The sequence below is a fragment of the Novosphingobium sp. genome (assembly GCF_036733805.1).
Lineage (GTDB): Bacteria > Pseudomonadota > Alphaproteobacteria > Sphingomonadales > Sphingomonadaceae > Novosphingobium.
Window position 1 is genome coordinate 1 of sequence record NZ_DAIMZT010000136.1, and the last position, 2,305, is coordinate 2,305.

At 58.5% G+C, this 2,305-nt stretch carries 3 protein-coding genes; 1 reads left to right on the forward strand and 2 read right to left on the reverse strand.

Features of this window, described 5'->3' with window-relative positions; translation table 11 throughout:
- Positions 1-274 precede the first annotated feature (274 nt).
- A complete protein-coding gene (locus V7D69_RS15870) occupies positions 275-709 on the forward strand; it encodes a GNAT family N-acetyltransferase (protein ID WP_324064743.1) in 435 nt (144 codons plus the stop codon).
- A gap of 66 nt (positions 710-775) precedes the next feature.
- Here the strand turns inward: V7D69_RS15870 and V7D69_RS15875 are convergent, their stop codons facing one another.
- Positions 776-1,339 carry a hypothetical protein gene (locus tag V7D69_RS15875; RefSeq protein ID WP_324064744.1) on the reverse strand — a complete coding sequence of 188 codons (564 nt, stop codon included), beginning with the start codon at positions 1,337-1,339 and terminating at the stop codon, positions 776-778.
- Between the two features lie 224 nt (positions 1,340-1,563).
- Positions 1,564-1,926 (reverse strand): Arm DNA-binding domain-containing protein, encoded by a 363-nt coding sequence (locus V7D69_RS15885; RefSeq protein ID WP_442947068.1) that lies wholly within the window; start codon positions 1,924-1,926, stop codon positions 1,564-1,566.
- Positions 1,927-2,305 lie beyond the last annotated feature (379 nt).

A 2,305-nucleotide genomic window follows, 5' to 3' on the forward strand; every position in this document is an offset into this window, starting at 1 on the left:
GCAGTCGATCAAGGATCATGAGGCTGTTTTCCGGCAATAGGGGATGGCGGACAACGGCTGGATGTCCCGATATTGCGCCGGCTTCATGTGGGCGGTCGAGGGCATAGCGTGGATGGTACGCTAAACAAGGGGTCGGTTTCGGCTGAGGGCGAAATGACACCCTAAGCGAACGCCGGCAAGTGGGCGGTTTGGCGACAGGCCGCTTCTGGCGAAATGACATCAGCAGCTGCGATGCCTATGAAGCCAGAGACGTTTTGATCGAGAGCGGCGTGCTATGGTGGTTTTGAAATTTCGGAAGGCGACGGAAGCAGATCCGTTGCGAGGCTGGGTTCCAGCTGAACACTACGACATTGTAAGTGGGAGTGAGGTCGTCGGCACCATCCAGCTACGTCTCGGAAATACCGAATATATGCGGCTGTATGGTGGTCACATTGGTTACGGCATCGAACCCCAACATCGCGGTCATGGATACGCCGGCGCAGCAATCAAGGAACTAACTTCGATCGCACGGCAACACGGTTTTCATGAAATCTGGATTACCTGCCGGCCGGATAACATCGCTTCTTGGCGCACTTTGGAAAAAGCTGGCGCGACCTATGAGGGAACGGTCAATGTGCCCTTGGACAGCGACCTATATGCGCGCGGTGATTTGCAGATGCGCCGATATCGCCTAACGATTGGCCCGCAAGAATTGCCGCCTTCAGGATAGGGCCCAACGGGCAGCAACGACCGGATAGGGGCGGTCGCTGCCATTACGAATTATGGCGGACGTAGATCAAATGTCGGTCAGATCCTCGGGGTAACGCCCGCCCCGCTGGCAGAAAAGTCGCCAGGTGTCTTGCCCGCGTTCAGTGACAAGAAGGCGAACAGGGCCGTCCGATGAATGCGCAAGGAGCCCAAGCCGGATGAGAGGACCAATGGTGCGGTCGCCAATGACTTTGTCCCGGTTTCGCCCTGGCACTACCATCGCCCAACCCGGCGTTCCGCGTTCAGTAAGCGCGGGCTCCAAGTGCCCATTCCGCGTGTCATCCGCTTCCTCCCGGCCAAGAAAGAACAGGCAGATGCTCCAGAACGCATCCCTGGGGCGCGGCGGTATCAATGCCCATTCCAGAGGGGCTGTTGTATCGGGCTGCTCTTGGCCTGTAACCGCTGTTGCCGGACCATCTCTTACACCATCACGATACGCGCGCTCCAGCGCTTGCGCGATGGCGCCAGCGGTGTCGACAGTATAACCATACTTGCGGTCATGACGGTCTTTGGCGACGATACCGCGAGCGATCTCACGGAAGCGTGCCCTGCGCCGTGGATCGGGCGGCAGGCGTGGCGACGCTTTTGTCATGCGCCTATTTCCACGTCAGGAGCGCAATCCGCTCTTGCCCGTCCGACGATTGCAGCGACCGTGTTCTTGCTCAGGCCAAGGTCTCGAGCAATCCAGCGATAACTGCGACCCTCTTCAACCAGCGCCAGCACTTCGGGGCCAAGCCGATCGGACTTGGGCCGTTCCCCCGGTTGCCGTCCGAGCTTGCGCCCGCGCGCCCGGGCCGCGCCTAGAGTCTGTCCTGATTAGATTGAGGCATAGCCGCTGTTTCTAAGGTAGTTGGCGCACTCGTGCGGTGGGAAGGCATCGAGGAGGAGGCCGATGCGTTGCCATGTGGCTTCAACGGTGCGTTCTGCAGCCTTGCGGGCCGCGTCGCGGCGTTCGCGGGCTTCCTTGAGCCCTACCTCGGGATAGGTGCCAATCGTGAGTTGTTGCTCCTTCCCGGCAAAGCGGTACTTGAGCCGCCAGAGCTTGCCTCCAGCAGGGCGCACAATCAGCAGCAGGCCCTTTTCGTCGTGCAGCTTGTACTGGCTCGCCTTGGGCTTCGCCGCCTTGATCGCAGAGTCTGTCAGAGCCATTTGGGGGTCACTCCAATCGCCGGGTTTCATGTGACCCCCAGCGTGACCCCCAGAATTCACTGGCTTTGCGTGGACGGGACTGGACAGCACTGGATAGGTCAGTGCCGATAATAGGCGGAAATCCGCCACTTTTCTAGACGATTAAGGAGGTGAAGGGAATCCAATCGTGGATCTAATGATTTGATTTAGCAGTGATTTATGATGTGATTCGCGCATCGGCCCATCAATGGTGCCCACGTCAAGCAAAAGAAAACGGGTTCGGTTCTGAGGTGCGGAATCCAATAACTCGATTCGACTGATTCGCGGGTCAACTTTACTCCCGATTCTGTCGCGCCGACCCACACACGAAATCCCTGAGTGGCTGACTCATAATCATCCAGGGCGATTACAATGGCTTGCGATTCTGCGG

What these genes read in the sequence shown, in the direction of transcription:
- V7D69_RS15870 (WP_324064743.1), top strand. Translation starts at nt 275, where the DNA reads ATGGTGGTTTTGAAATTTCGGAAGGCGACGGAAGCAGATCCGTTGCGA.
- V7D69_RS15875 (WP_324064744.1), bottom strand. Translation starts at nt 1,339, where the DNA reads ATGACAAAAGCGTCGCCACGCCTGCCGCCCGATCCACGGCGCAGGGCA.
- V7D69_RS15885 (WP_442947068.1), bottom strand. Translation starts at nt 1,926, where the DNA reads ATGAAACCCGGCGATTGGAGTGACCCCCAAATGGCTCTGACAGACTCT.